The following is a 19,216-nucleotide window of genomic DNA, read 5'->3' on the forward strand; positions in this document are numbered from 1 at the left end:
CGTGGGGGAGATTGGCAGCTTCACTGCGTTAGCAGCGTCTCGGAGGGCCGCTTGTTGAAGTCGCACTTGCCGGTGACGGTGTAGAAGAAGTCGGCATTGGAGGCTGGTGCCGGCACCGCATTGCCGCCGTCCTCCCAGGCCTGATAGCCCGGAATGCCGCAGGGCACGATACTGAAGATGTCGACGTTCTGCCCGGTCGCGATCTCCGTCAGGCCGTTCGCGCTCACCCCATTGTAGAGCCGGTTGGAGGTGTTCGGATCGTTCGACATCAGCTTTGTCGGGTTGCCCGATGGCACGTCCATCTGCAGGTAGAGACCGCTCATCTGGCTGACATCGATCACCGCGCCGGAGCCAGTGGACGGATACATCGTATCGACACAGTAATATTTCGTGCCACTCGCATCGGTCTTGACCGACACCCCGTTCGGCGGATTGTTGCCGACGGAGCAGACCTGCTTCTGGACCATCGTGGTGACGTCCTGGCCGCCCGAATTGGTGATGGTGTTGACGGTGGTGGTGCCGTAGCCCTTGGGATCCTTGGTGTTGCCATAGGTATAGTTGATCGTCATCAGCGGTTTGGCCACCGTGGCACCGAATTGCGTGCCGTAGAGCGTCATCGTCTTGTTCCAGTAACCTGACACCCCGGTTACCTTGAAGGTGGTCTGCACCAGCGCCGGCGACTTGCTCACCGCCGACGCGACGGCGACCGGCACAGTGTTGATCCTGGCGATCTGCATGAAAACGGTCGGCATCGAGTAATTTGCCGTGGCCTGCGCGGTGGCGGTGCCGTCAGTGCCGACCACGAAACTGTTCAGCGTCGCGGTGGCCCCCGTCGGTGCACCATTGGCGGCGAAGGAATCCTGCAACACCACCTGGCGCTGCGCCAGCGTCGAGGTCGTCGCCATCGTGGTGATCGACAGGATGCCGGCATCGAGCGCCGACTGCATGTCCGACCTGGTCTGGACCGCCGAGGTGTAGTCGACCGAGAAGCCGATGGCGGCAATAATCGGCATCATGGCGAAGATGAGGATCGGCGTGAACGAGCCGCTCCTCGACCTGACAAACCTGCCTGCTAACCCCCGCATGTCGTGATCCTTACAAACGAATATCTCCACGGGCTAACATGGCAGTCACGAATATTGCTCTAACGCACTTGGTTAAAATTTATCGACTTTCCGCGACATCCCCCGATAAAGCCGACAAGTTCCCGCGCCCCGGCATCGGCACTGCCGCTTGCCCGCCAGCGGTACGGCGCTTGCCCGGTGGCGGTACAGCGCTTGCCGCAGCAACAAGCCCCTGCTAAAGCGCCCGCCATGAGCACGCCCCTCGACCACATCCGAAATTTCTCCATCGTCGCCCATATCGACCATGGCAAATCCACGCTTGCCGACAGGCTGATCCAGCTGACCGGCGGGCTGGAGCTGCGCGACATGAAGGAACAGGTGCTGGACTCGATGGACATCGAGCGCGAGCGCGGCATCACCATCAAGGCGCAGACCGTGCGGCTGAAATACCATGCCAACAATGGCGAGGACTATATCCTCAACCTGATCGACACGCCCGGTCATGTCGACTTCGCCTATGAAGTGTCGCGCTCGCTCGCCGCCTGTGAGGGCTCACTGCTGGTGGTCGATGCCTCGCAGGGCGTCGAGGCGCAGACTCTGGCCAATGTCTACCAGGCGATCGACAACAACCACGAGATCGTCGTGGTGCTGAACAAGGTCGACCTGCCGGCCGCCGAGCCCGAGCGCATCCGCGAGCAGGTCGAGGAGGTGATCGGCATCGACGCTTCCAACGCCGTGCTGATCTCGGCCAAGACCGGGCTTGGCATTCCCGACGTGCTGGAAGCGATCGTCCACCAATTGCCGCCGCCGCGCGAGGGCGACGCCACGGCTCCCTTGAAAGCGATGCTGGTCGACAGCTGGTACGACGCCTATCTCGGCGTCATCGTGCTGGTGCGCATCATCGACGGCGTGCTGAAGAAGGGCCAGACCATCCGCATGATGGGCACCGGCGCCAAGTACCTGGTCGAGCGCACCGGCGTGTTCACGCCCGCCCGCATCAATGTCGACGAGCTCGGCCCCGGCGAGTTCGGTTTCTTCACCGGCTCGATCAAGGAAGTAGCCGACACCCGCGTCGGCGACACCATCACCGAAGACAAGCGCGCCACCGCCAAGGCGCTGCCCGGCTTCAAGCCGGCGCAGCCGGTGGTGTTCTGCGGCCTGTTCCCGGTCGACGCCGCCGATTTCGAGGATCTGCGCGCCGCGGTCGGCAAACTGCGCCTCAACGACGCCAGCTTCTCCTATGAAATGGAAACCAGCGCCGCACTCGGCTTCGGCTATCGCTGCGGCTTCCTTGGCCTCTTACATCTGGAAATCATCCAGGAGCGGCTGGAGCGCGAGTTCAACCTCGACCTGATCGCCACCGCGCCGAGCGTCGTCTACCGGCTGCTGCTCACCGACGGCTCGATGAAGGAGCTGCACAACCCGGCCGACATGCCCGACGTGGTGAAAATCTCGGCGATCGAGGAGCCGTGGATCCGCGCCACCATTTTGACGCCCGACGACTATCTCGGCGGCATATTGAAGCTCTGCCAGGACCGGCGCGGCATCCAGGCCGACCTGTCCTATGTCGGCAAGCGCGCCATGCTGACCTACGACCTGCCGCTCAACGAAGTGGTCTTCGATTTCTATGACCGGCTGAAGTCGATCTCAAAGGGCTACGCCTCCTTCGACTATCACCTGACCGACTATAAAGAAGGCGACCTCGTCAAGATGTCGATCCTGGTCAATGAGGAGCCGGTCGATGCGCTGTCGATGCTGGTGCACCGCACGGCGGCGGAAAAGCGCGGCCGGCAGATGTGCGAGAAGCTGAAGGAGCTGATCCCGCACCATCTGTTCAAGATCCCGATCCAGGCCGCGATCGGCGGCAAGGTCATCGCCCGCGAAACCATCTCGGCGCTGCGCAAGGACGTGACCGCCAAGTGCTACGGCGGCGACGTCTCGCGCAAGCGCAAGCTGCTGGACAAGCAGAAAGAAGGCAAGAAGCGGATGCGCCAGTTCGGCAAGGTGGATATCCCGCAGGAGGCGTTTATCCAGGCCTTGAAAATGGGCGATTGAGAAGCCGGTCGCCTATCTGCTGACAGGCCTAGTGAAGCTACGGATGTCTTCAAATCTCCGTAAGCTCGCAGCCATTTCAAGATCAAGTATGATCTCTGTCCCAGAACGGATTGGTGGCGCTCGGCTGTGTCGGCTTCGGCTGTTCATGACGTGCGGGGGCGTTTAACCGCAGCTTTCAGGTGGTGCTGGACGCACACGGCTTTCCCGATCATCGCGCGGACGACACCCAGTTCCCGCAATAACAAATGATACCAGGGAAGGTTGGTACGAGCCCGCACCAACCCTGAGTTGGTTGATCCTGCAGCGCCGGAGCGGTAGAAAAATCGGGCGGCGGACCTTAATCAGTTCGCCAGTGGCCGGCGCGGGCTCAGGCAGCTGCCCTCACCGGCATTCGCGCCGGCCATTTTGCCCCGCCACTGGATCGCCAGAGGCAGACGGCAACCTCTCGACACTCTGCTTCGCTTTCGCACAGCTCCCTTTGAGAATGCACCGCGTGGGCGTATCCTCCGCACGGCTTGGGGGAGACATAAAAATGCGTTCCAATCTGGACACCGTCGCCGCGATCGGCCTCGCCGTCGGTGGCGCCTTGGGAATGGCCGGCACTTTCGTCGCCAGCGACGCGCTGCGCGAAACGCTGTGGGCGATCGACGGCGTGGCCCTCGTGGTCGCGACGGCGCTGCTGACGATGAAGTATCAGCGGCTGGGCAACGACTGCGTCGCGGCCGGGTTCCTCACCTTCCTCGCCGGCGAGAGCCTGCTGCTGGCCGGCAATGCGGCGGGCCTGCAGGCCAGCGTTCCCTCCTATGCCGGCGGCATCTCGCTTTGGGCGGCGGCGCTGCTCATGGTCAGTGCGCCGAACACTTTTGCCTTGTGGATGCGGCTCACCGCTGTCGTGGCTGCCGTGCTGTTTGTCGCCTCGGTGGGCATGATCCTGTGGGGCGCGCCGTTGCTGCCGACCTCGTCGCCGCTGCCCGCCGCCGGCTATCCGTTCCTGGTGCTGACTTTTGTTGGGTGGATCTGGACTTTGGTGAGGCCCGGGCGGTGATGAGGTGGGGGCCGCGCTCCTTGCCCCCCCTGTGGGAGAAGGAAGGTGAACGTTGGCGCCGCCCCTCATCTGGCTGCGGCTCTCTCAGGCTTGGGTTCCTCGCCCCACGAAGTGGGGAGAGGTGGCCCGGCGAAGCCGGGACGGAGAGGGGCCTGCGCCGATTCTGGGAGGTTTGCTTCAAGGGTTCCTTATAGGCTTCCTGTCGTGCCAGTCAGCCCTCTGTCCTCGACGCGACTTTGACTTCGCGGATGTCGCCCCCCTCTCCGTCCCGGCTTCGCCGGGCCACCTCTCCCCCGTTTCACGGGGGCGAGGAACCAAGGACGGTTACCACTCAGCTTTCGATCCACACCTTCTCAAAATGCTGCTCGAGCGCCTGGTGCTGTTCGCAGCCTTCGATGCCTTTGCGGTAGGTGCGGTAGACCGAGCGCCAGTAGGGCTGGATGATGATGCCGGACTCGCGCAGGTTCTGCTCGATCTTGGCCATGATCTCCTTGCGCGCCTTGGCGGCGGGCATCGCCAGCGCCTTGTCGAGCAGCGTGTCGAACTCCGGATTGGCGTAGGCGCTTTCGTTCCAGGCGGCGCCGGATTTGTAGGCCAGCGCCAGCACCTGGACGCCGAGCGGGCGGCCGAGCCATTCGGTGCAGGAGAAGGGGTATTTGCTCCAGTCGTTCCAGAAGGTGGCGGCGGGCAGCACGGTGCGCTTGATCTTCAAGCCGGACTCGCGCATCTGCGCGGCGATGGCGTCGCCGGTGCTCTTTTGCCATTCGACATCGACGGAGATGAGGTCGAACTCATGGTCGGCCTTGCCGGCCTCGGAGAGTAGTTTCTTCGACCCCTCCACGTCGCGCTTGGCGGGGCCGATATCGGCATATTCGGGGTGCATGGGGCCGACATGGTGGTTGTCGGCGGGCTTGCCGCGGCCGTCGAGACCGAGCTTCAGCACGGCCGAATTGTCGACTGCGAGCTGGGCGGCGCGGCGCACTTTGGCGTCGTCATAAGGTGCGTTGCCGACATTGAAGCGGGCGACGATGGTGGAGCCGGTGGCGATCTCGGAATTCTTCAGCCCCATCTTGTCGGTCTGCGAGACGGCATCGGAGGCGGTCTCGTGGTCGGTGTCGATCTCGCCGGATTCGAAGGCCGACAGCATGGCGTTGGGGTCGGAGCCGTAGTCGACCCATTTGATGCCGTCGAGCCAGAATTCGCCCTTCCACCAGGGCTTGTCCTTACGCCTCACCTCTGCGCCGGTCTCGGCATTCCAGCTGACCAGCTCGCACGGGCCTGTGGTGACGGAAAGCGCCTTCAGGGGATCACCGTCGCCCTCATAGGAGCGGTGCATGATCAACGCCGGATAGTCGGCCATGCCGGCGATCAGCGAGATGTCGGGTTTTGGCAAATTGAGTTTGATGGTGAAGTCGTCGACCTTCTGGATGCCGCCATCGACCAGCTTCTTGGTGTCGGCATTGACCAGCGCGCCCATGCGCGCGGCGACCGAATTGCCTGCTACCGAGGCATCGCACCAGCGGGTGAGGTTGTGGATGACATCGTCGGCGTTGAAGGCATCGCCGTTCGACCAAGAAATGCCCTTGCGCACATGCAGGGTCAGCGTCCTGGCGTCGTCGCTCGCCTCCCAGCTTTCGAGCAGCCAGGGCTCGAAGGAGAAGTCGGTGTTCCAGCGCACCAGATATTCGTTGCAGTGGCGGGCGACGTTGGACATTTCGACGCCGTCGAAGGTGCGCGGGTCCTTGAAACCCTTGACGTTCATAGCGACGCGCAAGGTGCCGCCGCGCTTGGGTTCGGCGGCACGGGCGGGCGTCGAGGCAAGGCCGCCCAGCGCCAGCGCGCCGGCGGCGCTGACGCCGAGGCCGGCCATCAGCGCGAGATATTCGCGGCGGTTGATGCCGCCGGTCCTGAAATCGTCGGCGACGGGCTTTGCCTGGGGGTGCAGTTTCCGGTCGGTCAGCATGAATTTCATCGTCGTTCCCTCTTGTTGGGCGCCCCGGCCGGTCGACAGGCGCGGGGGGGGGCGGACGCGACCGCCGGGGCGCCATTGCCTGAGAGGCGAATGATAAGGCGGGGTGACGTAGCGGAGTGTTCGGTTTTCCGCAGTGATTGTGCGGTGCTCCGCAGAAGGGACAGCCGATCTCCCCCCTTGTGGGGGAGATGTCCGGCAGGACAGAGGGGGGCGTGAAGGAGGCCAACCTTCGGTGCCCTGGTCATCCGGAATCAATTTGAAGGCACCTCTCGAATTGGCCGAGAGGTCGGCGGGACAGCGCCCCCCTCTGCCCTACCGGGCATCTCCCCCACGAGGGGGGATTGGCGCGTCACGGTCGGCGCTTCAATACGGCCACTCACCCCGGCCCAGCGCAGCGACCGCCGCGATGATCCGCGCAAACGCCTCCGCCGCCGCCGGGACGGTCGTGCGGGCGCGCAGGAAGCTATGCACCAGTCTCGGCTCCTCGTGCCAGAACGCCTTGCCGCCGGCGGCCAGCATGCGATCGCGATAGGTCTCGCCATCCGACGACAGCGGATCGCATTCGGCTGACACGATCACCGTTGGCGGCAGGCCGAAGAAATCGCGGCCGCGCAGCGGCGAGAAGGTCGGATCGTCAGGCGATTGCGCCTTGGTCGAGCGGACGTCGCGGTAGAAGGCGATGTCGTGCACCGAGAGCAGCGGCGCTTCGGCGTGCTCGACATAGGAGCCCGCACCTTCGTCGCCGCCGAGGCCGGGATAGATCAGCACCTGGCCGATCGCGGCGCCACGGCCTGTCGCCCGCGCCACCCCTGCTGCGAGGTTGCCGCCGGCGCTTTCGCCGCACAGCACGAGCGGCAGGCCGGTGGCCGCTGCCGCCCATTCGAAGGCGGTCACCGCATCGTCGAAGGCAGCGGTGTGGACATGCTCCGGTGCCAGGCGGTAGTCGACCGACAGCACGTCGAAACCGGTGCCGGCGCAGAGCTCGGCGCAGATGTCGTCATGGCTCTCGAGCCCACCGAGAATGAAGCCGCCGCCATGATAGTAGACCACCATCGCCGCTGCCGCCTTGCCGGCAAGCTGGTAGCGGCGGACCGGGATGTCGCGGCCGGCCGCGGCAATCAGGCCATCGCTGGCCTTGACCCCTGGCGGGCGGCCCTGGTGGAAGGCCCGGCACATCCTGTCGTAGACGGCGCGCTGCTTGTCGATCGGCAGGCCGATAATCTCGGGCGGATACCAGGCGTTGACCGCATCGATATAGGCCCACAAAGCCGGGTCGAGCCGGGTTTCGTATTTGCCGCGGCTGGTGCTTGGTCCCGCCGTCATAGCTCGGCGTAGAGCTCCGCCGCGTTTTCAAAGGTGAAGCGTAGCGGCACCGAGCCTTCGACCTGCCATGCGGTGACGCTTTCGCCCGCCAGCAGCCGGCAGGCCCCGTCGGTGTCGGTGACGGCGCCGCCATAGAGCCGGTTGGCGAGGTTGAGGATGCCGGTCTGGTGCATGGCGGCACTGCCGCTGCCGCAGGCATCCTTGACCAGCAGCACGCGAAAGCCCTTGGCGACGGCATCCTTCACGGTGGCGTCGATGCAGGCCTCGGTCCAGACGCCGGCAACGACCAGCCACTCGATGCCGACCGACTTGAGGTCGTGGGCCGCCGGGCCGGTGCGGAAGGCGCTGGCCTCGGCCTTGACCAGCAGGGCCTCGTCCTTGGCGGGCGCGACCTCATGGCAGATTTCGGTCAGCGGGTCGCTCTTGTCGGAAAAAGCCGACTTGCCGTCGGCACCGAGCGGATGAAAGGGCCGGTCCTGCTTGTCGAGATCGACGATGTAGGCCCAGTGATAGAGCGGCACATGGTTTTGCCGCGCCGCCGCCTGCAGGCGCTGGACGTTGGCGAGGATGCCGGCAAAACCCTCGACCAGATAGCGGGGGTCCTGCCGGTGCTCTTCCTGCAGGTCGATGAACACCGCGGCCACCGTGCCGCGCTTGAGGGCGATGGGGGTTTTCATGCGGTGCCTTCGTCATCCCAGGACGAAGCAGTCCAAGACTCTTTCACATGCCGGTGGGACAGCACCCCCCTCTGCCCTGCCGGGCATCTCCCCCGCAAGGGGGGAGATCGGCCGTCGCGAATACCTTCGCCAATCGCCAGAGTTGCAGGAAACAGCGCTGCCGGCGACGCTGCCAATCTCCCCCCTTGCGGGGGAGATGTCCGGCAGGACAGAGGGGGGTGGGAGGGAATGAGGCGCTCGTTGCGAGCGTTGTATGCCAGCATCAAACCTGCTTCTCCAGAAACTCGTCCTCATACGGAAAACGCGACAGGAGTTCGGCGCCAGTGTCGGTGATCAGGATCTCGTCCTCCAGCTTGACGCCCTCGCAGCCGCCCTTCTCGCCGATATAGCTTTCCACGCTGACCACCATGCCTGGCACGATATGGCCGTCGCGGCCATAGGTCTCGTAATCCATGGCGTGGGCGATGAACGGCGTTTCGCCATGCATGCCGACGCCGTGCATGACCGAGGTGTAGCGCTGGTCGACGAAGCGGTCGGGGATCTTCCAGGCCTTTTCGGCGATCTCGCGGAAGGCCATGCCGGGCTTGACGATTCCGATGTTGTGCTGAACCTGGTCATGCGCCATGCGGTAGAGCGATTTCTGGTAGGGCGTCGGCTTGCCCGGCCCGCAGCGGAAGGTGCGGGAGAAATCCGAATAATAGCCGTAGCAGCCGATGGTGTCGGTATCGAGCGCCAGCAATTCGCCGGGCCGGACCTTGCGGCCGCTGGCCTCGTTGAACCACGGGTTGGTGCGCTGGCCGGAGGTCAACAGCCGGGTCTCGATGAACTCACCGCCCTGGCGGATGACCTCGCCATACATGATGGCGAACAGGTCGTTCTCCGATACGCCGGGCTTGATCGCCTCGCGCACGGCATAGACGGCAGCCTCGGCGCCGGCCATCGACACTTGCAGGCATTTGACTTCCTCGGGCGTCTTCACCGCGCGCACGGCGAGGATCTCACCCTGGCAATCCCGGACCTCGCAGCCGCGCTTCTCCAGCGCCAGGGCCTGCAGATGGCTGCAGCGGTCGAGGCCGAGCTTCATCGAGCCGCCGCCATGCTGCTTCAAAAGCTCGGCGATCTCGTCGGCGAACGGGCCTGATGTCTCGTCGTCGCGGCCTGACACCGACGACCAGACCAGCTTGGAAGGACGCGCCTCGTCGATCGTGTCGAGCACCATCGAGACGTGGTAGCTCTGCGGGTATTCGAACAGCACGATCGGCCCGACGGTGGGGATGAAGAAATAGCGGGTCGAGTTGCGCAGGAAATAGCCGAACATGTTGCGCGAGCCGGTGGCATAGCGCTGGTTATACGGATCGAAAAGCACGACGCCGCCATAGCCGGCCTCGCGCATCCAGCCGCGCAGCTTTGCCAGCCGGCCTTTTCGCAAAGCATCCGCATCGATGAAGGACGGCTCGGTGTCGGACAGCCACATGCCGCCGGCCGGATCGGCCGCCGCCGGGTGGCGCATGCGATCCTTGAAGTCGACGTCCTGCGTGCTGTCGGGGTCGAAAACGACGATGCTCATGGGGTAAGGCCTTGGCTGGGTTGCGAGGGTTGAGCATGGCGCACGAGAGGCGGAACGATTGTGCGGAAAACCGCAGGGGTTATGCGGGATGCCGCTGGCATTTGAGATGCGCCTTCGCGCCAGCAGCCTAATGCCGTCTCGCCAGCTTCGGCGGATGCCCATGCTCCTCGCGAAAAGCCCGGGCAAAGCTCGACATCGAGGCAAAGCCGCAGGCCAGCGCCACGTCGCGCACGGCGAGGGTCGAATGCGCCAGAAGATCGGCGGCACGCTTCAGCCGCAGGCGCCGGTAGTAGCCATTGGGCGAGATGGCGAGTTCGGAGCGGAACGAGCGCTCGAGCTTGTCTGAGGACACGCCAAGCCTGGCGGTGAGCTCGGCCATGCCGAGCCGCTCCTCGACCGCATCTTCCATAATGGCGATGGCCGACAGCACCAGCTCGTTCTGGACGCCAGTGCGCAGGCGCAGCGGCATCATCTTGCGGTCGATGCTGGAGCGCAGCTGGCTGTGCACGAACCATTCGGCGACGCCGGCGGCAAGCTCGGCGCCATAGTCGCGGGTGATGATCTCGAGCATCATGTCGAGGCTGCCGACGCCGCCGGCCGAGGTGAAGCGCTTGCGGTCGATGACATAGAGGTCGCGCCTGAGCTCGATGTTGGGGAACGCCTCCGTGAAGGCGGCCTGGCTGGTCCAGTGCAAGGTGCAGGCATGGCCGTCGAGCAGGCCTGCGCGCGCCAGAAAGAACGCGGCATCCGCCACCGCGCCGATATGGGCGCCGTTGCGCAGGCTTTTGCGGATCCAGCTGGCGGCGTCCTCGGCGACGAGGTGGTCGGCATCGCCGCCCGAGCAGACGACGATCCGGTCGACCTTCGGCGCATCCCTGGCATAAAAGCCCGGCTGGATGACGACGCCGTTCGAGGCCTCGACCGGCCCAGGGGTCGCCCCGACGATGATCCAGCGATAGCACTGCCGCTTGGCCAGCACATTGGCAGCGCGCAGTGGCTCGATGACCGAGCTGAACGCCATCATCGGAAAGCCGGGAAACACCAGCACGGCAAAGGTGAGGGGCGTTTCGGCGGGTTTTTGAGGGGCGTGCGCTGCCATGGGGCGCTACAATTCGGGCAGATGGGGTTCGGGGTCAACGGGGGTGGTGAACCCATATTGCGAGAGGTTGGCGCTGCCCCTCACCTGCCTGCCGGCATCCTCTCCCCGTATAGTGACGGGAGAGGGACGCTGTCATCATGGTTTCGCCAATCCATCAGCATTGCAAGGATGGCGACGGCGTTGCGGCCAGCTTCTTTCTCCCCGTCACCATACGGGGGAGAAATGCCCGGCAGGGCAATGAGGGGCGGCGCCGACATTGGCGAATATTCACGCGTGCGAGCTGCGGCGTGCGCTCACGCCCCCAGCGCCTGGTCGAGATCCGCAATCAGATCATCGCCGTCCTCGATGCCCGCCGACAGCCGCACCAGCGAATCCGATATGCCGATCTCCATCCGCTTCTCCGCCGGGATCGAGCCATGCGTCATCAGCGCGGGGTGCTCGATCAAGCTCTCCACCCCGCCGAGGCTTTCGGCTAGCGTGAACAGTTGCGTGCGCTCGAGGAAGCGCTTCGTGCCGGCGAGGTCGCGGTCGAGCACGGCCGTGATCATGCCGCCGAAGGCATGCATCTGCTGGACGGCGATGGCGTGCTGCGGATGGCTGGCGAGGCCGGGATAGATGACCCGGCGCACGTCCTTGCGGGCCTCCAGCCACTGCGCGATCTTGAGGCCGTTGGCGGAATGGCGCTCCATCCTGAGCGCCAGCGTTTTCAGGCCGCGCAGCGCCAGAAAGCTGTCGAAGGGACCCGAGATGGCGCCGATGGCGTTCTGCAGGAATTTCAGCTGGGCCGCGAGGTCCTTGTTGTCGCCGACCACGGCAACGCCGCCGACCATGTCGGAATGACCGTTGAGATATTTTGTCGTCGAGTGGACGACGATGTCGATGCCGAGCTCCAGCGGCCGCTGAATGTAGGGGCTGCAGAACGTGTTGTCGGCGACGGTGAGAACCCCCTTGCGTTTGGCAAGGGCGGCGACGCCTTCGAGGTCGACGATGCGCAGCAGCGGGTTGGTCGGCGTCTCGACCCAGAGCAGTTTCGTTTCGGGGCGGATCGCCGCTTCGACGGCGGCGAGGTCGGTGAAGTCGACGAAGCTTACCTTGAGATCGGCCGAGCGCTTGCGTACCCGTTCCATCAGCCGGAAGGAGCCGCCATAGATGTCGTCGGTGGCAACGATATGGGCGCCGCTGTCGAGCAGCTCGAGCACGGTGGCGATCGACGCCAGGCCCGAGGCGAAGGCAAAAGCTGCCGACCCGCTTTCGAGGTCGGCCACGGCACGTTCGAAGGCGAAGCGCGTCGGGTTCTGGCTGCGGGCATATTCGAAACCCTTGTGCACGCCGGGCGACTGCTGGCCATAGGTCGAGGTGGCGTAGATCGGCACCATCACCGCGCCGGTCAGCGGGTCGTGGCTCTGGCCGCCATGGATGGTGCGCGTCGAGAAGGCCAGGCGATTTTTGCCCGATGGTGGTGGTGTGTGGCTGGTCATCGTGCGCGCCTCAAATGGTTGATCAGGTCGATGCGGGTAATCAGGCCGACGAACTCGTCGCCGTCGAAGATGATGGCGACCTCGTTGCGGTCAAACACCGGCAGCAACGCGTCGAGCGTCTGGCTGGCCTGCAGCGTGTGCAGGCTGGAGGTCATCGCCGTGCGCACCGGGCCGTTGAAGCGCTCCCAGCGGCCGTCATAGGGGCCGTCGACATGGGCGAGGATGTCGCTCTCGTCGACGATGCCGATGAGCTTGCCATCGTCTAGCACCGGCAGCTGCGAGACATCCGAGCGGCGCATGCGGCCATAGGCATTGAGCAGGCTTTCGTCCGGGCCGACATAGACGGTGTCGCCGGTACGGTGCGTGCGCATGACCAGGTCGCGCAGATCGCCATGCTGCTCGTGCTCGGCCAGGCCCTGTTCGGCCAGCCAGAAATCGTCGAAGACCTTCGACAGATATTTGTTGCCGCTGTCGCAGACGAAGGTGACGACGCGCTTGGCGACCGTCTGCTCGCGGCAATAGCGCAGGGCGGCTGACAACAGCGTGCCCGACGACGAGCCGGCGAGAATGCCTTCCTTCGACAAGAGGTCGCGGACGGCCAGCATGCTCTGCTTGTCAGGGATGGCGTAAGCCTTTTTCACCAGCGACAGGTCGGCATTGGGCGGCACGAAATCCTCGCCGATGCCTTCCACCGTCCAGCTGCCGGCCTCTTCCATCTTGCCGGTCTTGATCAGCGGCGCCAGCACCGAGCCGACCGGATCGGCGAGCACCATTTCGGTCTTCGGCGACACTTTGGCGAAGTAGCGGCCAAGCCCGGTCAGCGTGCCGCCGGAGCCGACGCCGACGACCACCGCATCGACATCGCCGCCGAGCTGCGAGAAGATTTCCGGACCGGTGGTCGTTTCATGCGCCAGCGGGTTGGCCGGGTTGGCGAACTGGTTGGCATAGAAGGCGCCAGGCACTTCGGCGGCGATCTTCTCCGCCATGTCCTGGTAGTATTCGGGGTGACCCTTGCCGACATCGGAGCGGGTCATGCGCACTTCGGCGCCGAGCGCGCGCAGGTGCTGGATCTTTTCGCGCGACATCTTGTCGGGCACGACCAGCACGATGCGGTAACCCTTTGGGATGCCGACCTGGGCGAGACCGAGGCCGGTATTGCCGGCGGTTGCCTCAACGATGGTGCCGCCTGGCCTGAGCTTGCCCTGCCTTTCGGCGGCGGCGATCATCGACAGTGCGATGCGGTCCTTGATAGAGCCGCCGGGGTTCTGGCTTTCAAGCTTGATGAACAGGCGGCACTTGCCGGTGTCGAACTTGGTCAGCTCGACCACCGGCGTCTGGCCGATCAGGTCGAGAACCGACGCATAGGGCGGACGCAGGCGGGATGTTGCGCTTTCCGGGGACGCACTGCCCGCCGCGGCGATCTTCTGCTCGCTCATATCGATGCTCCTTGATCAAGCGACCGCCTCGGGGCAGAGCGGCAGCGTATCCTCTTTTCCAGCCCTTTGCAGTCGGAAAGAAGATAGATCGTGCCAATCAACCGGCCAGATGGAGAATGTCATTCCACAATCTGGCGGCGCCGCCCTGACAGACTGATGTCCTCGGCACGGCCACCGATCGTTTCGACGCACCAACTCGTTCGTTGCGAGCCGCAATTTCCGCATGCTAGCCGGGAGGCATGAGGCGCCCTGATGCGGTCGCGGATGGCGTCGGGGGCCAAACGCAGGGAAACCTTCGATGAAGATCATTGCCTATGACAATTTCAAACCCGGCGTCACCATCGACGATCTGAAACCCTATCTGCGCGACGAGGTCTCGAACGTCTGGCGTCTTTGGAAGGCGGGGATCGTGCGCGAGAACTACGCACGAGCCGATGTCGGCGGTGTGATCATCGTCTTCGAGCTCGACAGCGTCGAGGCGGCCAGGCGCTACACCGACGACTTTCCGCTGTCGAGGGCCGGGCTGTTGGAATGGCATTTTCTCGCCTTCGATCCCGCACCCTTGCCGCTCGAATATCTGTTCGACCCCAGCGTCGACATCGCCCAACCCTGGGACCGGACGGCCGCATGATCCGGTCGAGCGAAGGGATCGAGATGCCAAACAGCCTGGCGGATTGGTGCGATCCGCGCCGCATGGCGCTGGTGATCTACGACATGCAGGTCGGCATCTGTCGCCAGATCACTGGGGCGGCAGCGATCGCCGAACGCACCGGCATGGCGCTCGAAGCGGCGCGCTCGGCGGGCATGCGGGTGGCGTTCACGCGCCATCTGTCCCTGCCGCGCAAATGGATGGGCGCAACCCAGCTGCGCACCGCCATGGCCTGGCAGCGGCGCGACAGTCCCGACACGGTCGAGCCGTGGTTCCCGCGCGATGCCGAGGCCACGGAAATCATCCCCGAACTGGCGCCACGCGCCGACGAGGCCGTGTTCGACAAGCTGACCATGTCGGCCTTCGATTCCACCGCGCTCAGCTTCGCCTTGCACGATTGCGGGGTGGGTGCCGTCGCGCTCGCCGGGGTGGCGATGGAAATCGGCATCGAGCCGACGGTTCGGCAGGCGACCGACAATGGTTTCGTGGCGGTGGTGATCGAGGACGCCTGCGGCTTCGGCAACCGGGAAGCGCGCGACCGCTCGATGGCGACGCTGGGCTTTCTTGGCGAAGCCATCATTACCGATGTCGCGGGTTTTTGCGGCGCGCTCGCCGCTGGGAGATAGGCGCCTTGTTAGGCCTCGATCTCGGTGCGGAAGCGCACGCCGACAGCGCGTCCGTGCACGTCTCCCCAGTCATAGAGCGCCTGCAAGGTGGCTGCCAGATCGCGGCCGCGGTCGGTCAAGGTGTAGCGCCCCTTGCCATCGGGCGACGCCTCCAGCACGACAAAGCCGATGTCGACGAGATCGGCCAGCCGCTGCGTCAACATCTTGTCGGACAGCGACGGGATCGTACGCCACAGTTCGGAATAGCGCAGCGGCTGTTGCTTGATCCGCGCCAGGATCACCGTCTTCCATTTGCCGCCGAGCGCATCGAGCGCGAACTCGACCGGGCAGCCGTAAAGTCTACCGCGTTGGGTCATGCACGTATGGTAGGCAGGGCCCGGCAGCGACGGAAGCAGAATTTGCCAGGCCATCTGGCCAGCTAGGCAGCGCAGGGCCGCGTCCGTATCAGTCGGCAGCAGGCCTTCAAAGGGAGAGCGGCGATGAGCGTGCGGGACGCCAATCCGGTCGATGCGAAGAACCCGAAGCGCGTGGCGATCGTCATCGCCAACCCGGCACTCTCGACCACGACCGGGTGGCCGGTCGGCTTCTGGTGGAGCGAGCTTACCCACCCGTGGTTCGCTTTCACCGAACGCGGTTATGCGGTGGAGATCTTTTCGCCCAATGGCGGCAAATGCGAGGCCGATGCGCTGAGCGACCCGCGCGATCCATCGGGCTATTCGCAGACCGACCTCATCTCGCTCGGCTTCATATCGAGCCCGAAACTCAGCGCCCTGGTCGACAACACATGGCCTGTGGCGGAGATCGAGGTCGAAAGCTTCGACGCGATTGTCGTCGCCGGCGGCCAGGCGCCGATGTTCACCTATGAGCACGCGACAGGCCTGCAACGGACGTTCGTCGCCTTCCATGAAGCCGGCAAGGTTGCCGCCGCTTTGTGCCACGGGACCGCGCTGCTGCGCTATGCCCGGCGCGCGGACGGATCGTTGCTCGTGGCCGGCAAGACGGTGACGGGCTTCGCCAATGCCGAGGAGGATTTTGCCGACAAGGCAACCTGGGAGATGGGCGCGCTCGAGCGCGGAAAACATCTGATGCCGTGGCGCATCGAGGATGAGCTGAAGGCAATCGGCGCCAACTATATCCAGGCCGGACTGTGGCGGCCTTTTGCCGTGCGAGACGGCAATCTGATCACCGGCCAGCAGAATCTTTCAGGCGCCGAGACCGCACGCGCCGTGTGCGAGGCGCTAGGCGGCTAGGCTCCTAGCCCAGCAATCGCTTGCTCAGCCTGGCGCACTGAACGCGGATGTCGGGAATGGCGTCGATCTCGAAGAAGGTGCCGCGCGTCAGTGGGCCGACGGCCAGAATCTTGGCTGAAACTGTGCCGTCGCCAGCGATGATCTCGCAATTGGCGGACACGTCGAGGCCGATACGCAGCGGGTCCGGCCGCGCCAGGCCGCGGTCGACCAGCGAGCGCACGACGCTGTTCGATGAGGTCGAGATGTCCCTGACGATGCCCGAGCAATCGTAGATGCGGGCGACCTCGAAGGTTTCGAGGACCTGCGTGTGGCGCGACTGGACCTGGACCGTGAAGTCGCCGTTCCGGGCGATGTCGGCGACGCGCCCGGCGACCAGGCGGATGCGGCCGGTTTGCACGGCCTCGGTCACGCGGGCATAGACTTCGGGCGCCATACGATGGCGGTGGATGTCCCACCAGGCCTTGGTGTGTTCGACGAAGCGGCGCTTGGCGGAAGCGGGCCAGTTCTGCCAGATCTTCTGGTTGAACGGCCGCAAGCCGTCGACGACGTCGCGCCAGTCGATGCCGGCCTTCTGGTTCTCCTTGATCAGGTCGCGGAACCAGCCGACGAAATAGGACAATTGCGTGCCGAGCGGAATGTCGGCGACGTCGAGCTTGATCGGATTGCCCTTGCGATGCGGCGACGGCAGCAGGCCGCGCCGCGACACCGCGACGATGTCGCCACCATGGCCGCGCTGCTCCAGGGAGAGAAAGGCATCGACCATGCTGAGACCGGTGCCCAGCACCATGACTCGGCTGTCGGGGGCAAGTGCCGTGTCGGCTTCGGAGCCCATCCTGATCGCATGCCCCTGCGCCGGCTCCTCGTCATGGCCGGTCGCCAGCACGACGAGATGGGCGACGACGCTGGTGCCGTTGGCGAGCGCAACCTCGACGCCGGACGTGGTCGGCGTGATCGAGAGGCTCTCCTCACGGATCAGGCGCAACCGGCCGGTTTCGTGTTCTCGCGTTTCCAGCTCGTCGAGCAGTTCCTTGAGGTAACGGGCATAGAGGCTGCGCGGCGCGTAGACGGGCGCCTGGTCCGATGTCGCCAGGCCGCGCTCCAACAGCCAGCGCCAGAAATTGCCGGGATCGTCGGCATAGGCGCTCATGCCGGCGGCACTGACATTCAGCACATGCGCCGACAGCAGCGTGGAATAGGCGATGCCCTGGCCGAAATGCGGGCGCTTTTCGATCAGCGTGACGCGCAGATCGGGATTGGGCGATTTCAAGAGATGCGCGGCCATCACGACGCCGCTGGCGCCGCCACCGACAATGATGATCGAGTTGGCGCGCCCGGTCATGCGCCCGGCCTCGTGCGAAGTGCGCGCGTCAGGCCTGGACCTTCACCACCACCGGCAGGTCGTCGCCAGCCATGTCGCGCATTTCGGCGAGGCTGCGCTGGTCGAGCACCTCGGCGATCGCCTGCCGGACCTCGAGCATCAGATGTCGGACTTGGCATGTCGCCTCGTTGCAATCTTCACAGCGCTGGTACTGGGTGCGGCTGGCGCAAGGAATCGGCGCCAGCGGCCCGTCGAGCACGCGCACGACGTGGCCGACCTTGATCTCGTCGGCCGGCCGCGCCAGGCGATAGCCGCCCTCCTTGCCCTTGCGGCTCTGGACGAAACCGGCATTGCGCAGCTCGCCCAGGATGGCGTCGAGAAATTTCTTCGGGATGTTGTTGCCGGTGGCGATGTCGTTGACGAAAGCGAGCTGTCCGACCGGCAGTCGCGAGAGGTGCACGAGCGCCTTGAGGCCGTACTTGCCCTTTTTCGTGAGCATGAAATCAAAATTTCTCTGTCATGCGACGGCGCGAAACCATCGGTTGCCAAACGCCCGACGTGCGACCCCGCCGCGTCCAAGCTGCCATGACACATAAATTCTAGTGACATGATGTACAAGCCAACAGATGTTGATTTTGCTTCGTTTTCAGGCGCTATGGCCATTTTGGCAGGCTTTTGTGCCCGCAGGGACACAGCCGCACGGCTTTGACGGCCCATGTGCGTTGTCAGCGATCATCGCGATACGGTGGCCGCTCATCGTCGCCTCCAGTTCCCAATGTCGATAAGATTACTATACTTACCCTCGAACACGCAGAACCGGTTTCTAAATCCATGGCTGTTTGAGGCATGGATTTGCCTGGGGAGGGTCGCGGCGGGAATTCTCGTTCGTTTCCAGCGTCCAAGCTGTTGAGGCGGCCCCCGACTTCGTCATCCACGGGCGGAACAGGAGCGAAGCTCGTCGCGCAGACCCGAGGATCCATGCCGTGACATCCGTCGAAGAATGCAACGGAGGAGGATCAACGTCCGTTCTGTCGCCATCCCCTTCTTCTCTTCTGCATCGTAGCGGCGCTCTGGCATCACGGCATGGATACCAGGGTCTGCGCTCCGCTTCGCGTCGCTCCGCCCAGGGATGACGAAGCTGGTGGGCTTCACCCAATCTCGAAAGACAGCCCGCTTGTCCGCTGCGGCACCGCACCACCAATGCATTTATTCCAACAAGCCCGTCCTGGCTGGAAGGATTTAACTCTACAAGAGCGATAGAATTAGATGACTATCGTCGGGCATTCCGGCTTTCTCTTTTCAGGAGCCCTTCATGTCCACCATTTCGCGACGCATCATCCTGCTTTCGTCGGCAGCCCTTGCCGGTGCCCTTCCTCGGTCCGGCCATGGCCGACGACCTCAAGGCGGCAAGGAATGATCGGAAAAGGGAGAATGACGATGACCCATTCCACCGCCGCGCTGTTCAGCCGTTTCGGCGCCTGGCTGCTGGGCCTGGCGTCCAATGACAAACGGACAAAAGAGGATGGCCCGCGATCGCCGGCGCCGGTGCGCTGGGACGCCGGGCGCGACCGCATGCCGCCGCGTGACGAAAGTTTTTACTGGGCCTGGCAATACTGGTCGCAGTGAAGGGCAACTCACCCTGTAGAACGGTTTGCCC

General features: G+C 64.5%; 17 protein-coding genes. 6 read left to right on the forward strand and 11 right to left on the reverse strand.

Annotated elements, in window-relative coordinates; genetic code table 11:
* Nucleotides 1-20: 20 nt before the first annotated feature.
* Nucleotides 21-1,085, reverse strand: coding sequence for a TadE/TadG family type IV pilus assembly protein (locus tag AC1D08_RS33295; protein ID WP_095083855.1), 1,065 nt, complete (start codon nucleotides 1,083-1,085; stop codon nucleotides 21-23).
* Between the two features lie 228 nt (nucleotides 1,086-1,313).
* Here AC1D08_RS33295 and lepA point away from each other — a divergent pair, with 228 nt between their 5' ends.
* Both lepA and AC1D08_RS33305 read left to right on the forward strand, forming a co-directional pair.
* The gene (gene lepA, locus AC1D08_RS33300) at nucleotides 1,314-3,119 is read left to right on the forward strand and encodes a translation elongation factor 4 (protein ID WP_477280705.1); all 1,806 of its coding nucleotides are present in this window, start codon (nucleotides 1,314-1,316) and stop codon (nucleotides 3,117-3,119) included.
* Nucleotides 3,120-3,651: 532 nt separating this feature from the next.
* Complete coding sequence (locus AC1D08_RS33305; protein ID WP_457151054.1) at nucleotides 3,652-4,164, forward strand: hypothetical protein; 513 nt, start codon at nucleotides 3,652-3,654, stop codon at nucleotides 4,162-4,164.
* Between the two features lie 331 nt (nucleotides 4,165-4,495).
* Here AC1D08_RS33305 and AC1D08_RS33310 read toward each other — a convergent pair whose 3' ends face one another.
* From AC1D08_RS33310 to AC1D08_RS33340, 7 genes are all read right to left on the reverse strand, one after another.
* Nucleotides 4,496-6,136, reverse strand: coding sequence for an ABC transporter substrate-binding protein (locus AC1D08_RS33310; protein WP_457151055.1), 1,641 nt, complete (start codon nucleotides 6,134-6,136; stop codon nucleotides 4,496-4,498).
* A 363-nt stretch (nucleotides 6,137-6,499) separates the two neighbouring features.
* Nucleotides 6,500-7,459 (reverse strand): alpha/beta hydrolase, encoded by a 960-nt coding sequence (locus AC1D08_RS33315; protein ID WP_457151056.1) that lies wholly within the window; start codon nucleotides 7,457-7,459, stop codon nucleotides 6,500-6,502.
* Entirely contained in the window at nucleotides 7,456-8,136 is a 681-nt protein-coding gene (locus AC1D08_RS33320) for an isochorismatase family protein (RefSeq protein ID WP_457151057.1), read from the reverse strand. The genes AC1D08_RS33315 and AC1D08_RS33320 overlap by 4 nt, the downstream gene beginning before the upstream one ends.
* Before the next feature lie 262 nt (nucleotides 8,137-8,398).
* Nucleotides 8,399-9,703, reverse strand: coding sequence for a M24 family metallopeptidase (locus AC1D08_RS33325; RefSeq protein WP_457151058.1), 1,305 nt, complete (start codon nucleotides 9,701-9,703; stop codon nucleotides 8,399-8,401).
* A 127-nt stretch (nucleotides 9,704-9,830) separates the two neighbouring features.
* The gene (locus tag AC1D08_RS33330) at nucleotides 9,831-10,802 is read right to left on the reverse strand and encodes a GlxA family transcriptional regulator (protein WP_457151059.1); all 972 of its coding nucleotides are present in this window, start codon (nucleotides 10,800-10,802) and stop codon (nucleotides 9,831-9,833) included.
* 293 nt (nucleotides 10,803-11,095) lie between these two features.
* Entirely contained in the window at nucleotides 11,096-12,280 is a 1,185-nt protein-coding gene (locus AC1D08_RS33335; protein ID WP_457151060.1) for a trans-sulfuration enzyme family protein, read from the reverse strand.
* Nucleotides 12,277-13,716, reverse strand: coding sequence for a pyridoxal-phosphate dependent enzyme (locus tag AC1D08_RS33340; protein WP_457151061.1), 1,440 nt, complete (start codon nucleotides 13,714-13,716; stop codon nucleotides 12,277-12,279). Before AC1D08_RS33340 ends, AC1D08_RS33335 begins: the two co-directional genes overlap by 4 nt.
* A gap of 298 nt (nucleotides 13,717-14,014) precedes the next feature.
* Here AC1D08_RS33340 and AC1D08_RS33345 point away from each other — a divergent pair, with 298 nt between their 5' ends.
* Both AC1D08_RS33345 and AC1D08_RS33350 read left to right on the forward strand, forming a co-directional pair.
* A complete protein-coding gene (locus AC1D08_RS33345; protein ID WP_457151062.1) occupies nucleotides 14,015-14,347 on the forward strand; it encodes a hypothetical protein in 333 nt (110 codons plus the stop codon).
* The gene (locus AC1D08_RS33350; protein WP_457151063.1) at nucleotides 14,344-14,991 is read left to right on the forward strand and encodes a cysteine hydrolase family protein; all 648 of its coding nucleotides are present in this window, start codon (nucleotides 14,344-14,346) and stop codon (nucleotides 14,989-14,991) included. The genes AC1D08_RS33345 and AC1D08_RS33350 overlap by 4 nt, the downstream gene beginning before the upstream one ends.
* A gap of 8 nt (nucleotides 14,992-14,999) precedes the next feature.
* Here the strand turns inward: AC1D08_RS33350 and AC1D08_RS33355 are convergent, their stop codons facing one another.
* Nucleotides 15,000-15,347, reverse strand: coding sequence for a winged helix-turn-helix transcriptional regulator (locus tag AC1D08_RS33355; RefSeq protein ID WP_457151064.1), 348 nt, complete (start codon nucleotides 15,345-15,347; stop codon nucleotides 15,000-15,002).
* Between the two features lie 123 nt (nucleotides 15,348-15,470).
* Between AC1D08_RS33355 and AC1D08_RS33360 the strand changes: the two genes are divergently transcribed.
* Nucleotides 15,471-16,241: a type 1 glutamine amidotransferase domain-containing protein gene (locus AC1D08_RS33360; protein ID WP_457151065.1), complete on the forward strand. Its 771-nt coding sequence runs from the start codon at nucleotides 15,471-15,473 to the stop codon at nucleotides 16,239-16,241.
* Between the two features lie 4 nt (nucleotides 16,242-16,245).
* On the opposite strand, the gene AC1D08_RS33365 is transcribed toward AC1D08_RS33360, so the two are convergent.
* Both AC1D08_RS33365 and AC1D08_RS33370 read right to left on the reverse strand, forming a co-directional pair.
* Nucleotides 16,246-17,580 carry an FAD/NAD(P)-binding protein gene (locus AC1D08_RS33365; RefSeq protein WP_457151066.1) on the reverse strand — a complete coding sequence of 445 codons (1,335 nt, stop codon included), beginning with the start codon at nucleotides 17,578-17,580 and terminating at the stop codon, nucleotides 16,246-16,248.
* A gap of 28 nt (nucleotides 17,581-17,608) precedes the next feature.
* Nucleotides 17,609-18,058: an RrF2 family transcriptional regulator gene (locus tag AC1D08_RS33370; RefSeq protein ID WP_457151067.1), complete on the reverse strand. Its 450-nt coding sequence runs from the start codon at nucleotides 18,056-18,058 to the stop codon at nucleotides 17,609-17,611.
* Nucleotides 18,059-18,996: 938 nt separating this feature from the next.
* Here AC1D08_RS33370 and AC1D08_RS33375 point away from each other — a divergent pair.
* Nucleotides 18,997-19,185, forward strand: coding sequence for a hypothetical protein (locus AC1D08_RS33375; RefSeq protein WP_477423369.1), 189 nt, complete (start codon nucleotides 18,997-18,999; stop codon nucleotides 19,183-19,185).
* Nucleotides 19,186-19,216 lie beyond the last annotated feature (31 nt).

This window comes from Mesorhizobium sp. P2_E6 (genome assembly GCF_056403835.1).

What these genes read in the sequence shown, in the direction of transcription:
- AC1D08_RS33295 (WP_095083855.1), bottom strand. Translation starts at nt 1,085, where the DNA reads ATGCGGGGGTTAGCAGGCAGGTTTGTCAGGTCGAGGAGCGGCTCGTTC.
- lepA (WP_477280705.1), top strand. Translation starts at nt 1,314, where the DNA reads ATGAGCACGCCCCTCGACCACATCCGAAATTTCTCCATCGTCGCCCAT.
- AC1D08_RS33305 (WP_457151054.1), top strand. Translation starts at nt 3,652, where the DNA reads ATGCGTTCCAATCTGGACACCGTCGCCGCGATCGGCCTCGCCGTCGGT.
- AC1D08_RS33310 (WP_457151055.1), bottom strand. Translation starts at nt 6,136, where the DNA reads ATGAAATTCATGCTGACCGACCGGAAACTGCACCCCCAGGCAAAGCCC.
- AC1D08_RS33315 (WP_457151056.1), bottom strand. Translation starts at nt 7,459, where the DNA reads ATGACGGCGGGACCAAGCACCAGCCGCGGCAAATACGAAACCCGGCTC.
- AC1D08_RS33320 (WP_457151057.1), bottom strand. Translation starts at nt 8,136, where the DNA reads ATGAAAACCCCCATCGCCCTCAAGCGCGGCACGGTGGCCGCGGTGTTC.
- AC1D08_RS33325 (WP_457151058.1), bottom strand. Translation starts at nt 9,703, where the DNA reads ATGAGCATCGTCGTTTTCGACCCCGACAGCACGCAGGACGTCGACTTC.
- AC1D08_RS33330 (WP_457151059.1), bottom strand. Translation starts at nt 10,802, where the DNA reads ATGGCAGCGCACGCCCCTCAAAAACCCGCCGAAACGCCCCTCACCTTT.
- AC1D08_RS33335 (WP_457151060.1), bottom strand. Translation starts at nt 12,280, where the DNA reads ATGACCAGCCACACACCACCACCATCGGGCAAAAATCGCCTGGCCTTC.
- AC1D08_RS33340 (WP_457151061.1), bottom strand. Translation starts at nt 13,716, where the DNA reads ATGAGCGAGCAGAAGATCGCCGCGGCGGGCAGTGCGTCCCCGGAAAGC.
- AC1D08_RS33345 (WP_457151062.1), top strand. Translation starts at nt 14,015, where the DNA reads ATGAAGATCATTGCCTATGACAATTTCAAACCCGGCGTCACCATCGAC.
- AC1D08_RS33350 (WP_457151063.1), top strand. Translation starts at nt 14,344, where the DNA reads ATGATCCGGTCGAGCGAAGGGATCGAGATGCCAAACAGCCTGGCGGAT.
- AC1D08_RS33355 (WP_457151064.1), bottom strand. Translation starts at nt 15,347, where the DNA reads ATGACCCAACGCGGTAGACTTTACGGCTGCCCGGTCGAGTTCGCGCTC.
- AC1D08_RS33360 (WP_457151065.1), top strand. Translation starts at nt 15,471, where the DNA reads ATGAGCGTGCGGGACGCCAATCCGGTCGATGCGAAGAACCCGAAGCGC.
- AC1D08_RS33365 (WP_457151066.1), bottom strand. Translation starts at nt 17,580, where the DNA reads ATGACCGGGCGCGCCAACTCGATCATCATTGTCGGTGGCGGCGCCAGC.
- AC1D08_RS33370 (WP_457151067.1), bottom strand. Translation starts at nt 18,058, where the DNA reads ATGCTCACGAAAAAGGGCAAGTACGGCCTCAAGGCGCTCGTGCACCTC.
- AC1D08_RS33375 (WP_477423369.1), top strand. Translation starts at nt 18,997, where the DNA reads ATGACCCATTCCACCGCCGCGCTGTTCAGCCGTTTCGGCGCCTGGCTG.